Source organism: Myxococcus sp. AB056 (genome assembly GCF_006547365.1).
GTDB lineage: Bacteria > Myxococcota > Myxococcia > Myxococcales > Myxococcaceae > Myxococcus > Myxococcus virescens.
This window is the reverse complement of the sequence record NZ_VHLB01000210.1, coordinates 1-643: the sequence shown is the minus strand read 5'-3', so window position 1 is coordinate 643 and position 643 is coordinate 1. Positions and strand designations below refer to the sequence as shown.

Below are 643 nucleotides of genomic sequence, written 5' to 3'. Positions count from 1 at the left end.
CGGGTCGGGGGTGGGGTCGGTGGGAGTCGACGTCGTGGACGAGCAGGCACGCGCCTCGGCGATGCTGGCCCACTCATTGACGTTGTTGCTCAGAAAGGTGACGCGAACCCGGCGCGTGTTGATGGCCTTGAAGCTGTACGTCTCCGCGGCGGTCGTGGTGCCGCTGCTCTTGCCCGAATAGACCTGTGTATAGGTATAGCCATCCGGTGAGACAGAGACGAAGAACTCATTCGTGCGGGTATTGCCCTGGTGCCACGCGACGGAGACACCGGCGACCTGCCGGATGGAGCCCAGGTCATAGTCAACCCACGAGCCCCGGCCGCTCCGGCTCCAGCGCGTGCCCAGGTTGTCGTCCATGGTATTGGCTGCGACGTTCCCGTCGTCGCCGTTGGAAATCACCGACCGGGCCGTCAGTGCGGTGCACCCGGGGGTGGTCAACGCCGCGGCGCTGACCGCGGAGTTGTCGAGGGCGTCGAATTCGATGGGGGACGCACCGGCTTCAGATGAAACATCATCTTCAGGGGCACCGCAGCCCGTGCTGCTCATACCGAGCAGCGTTCCAACCAACAGGAGGGTCTTCTTCATGTGGGGGGATCTCTGGGAACTAAAGACAGACGAGGGGGAGTCCGCGCCGTGGGGGGAC

The 643-nt window shown here is 64.5% G+C and carries 1 protein-coding gene; it reads right to left on the bottom strand.

Going from position 1 to position 643, the window contains the following annotated elements:
• On the bottom strand, window positions 1-585 hold a 585-nt coding region (locus FMP39_RS37170), incomplete at its 3' end, for a discoidin domain-containing protein (protein ID WP_141594709.1).
• Window positions 586-643: the final 58 nt, after the last annotated feature.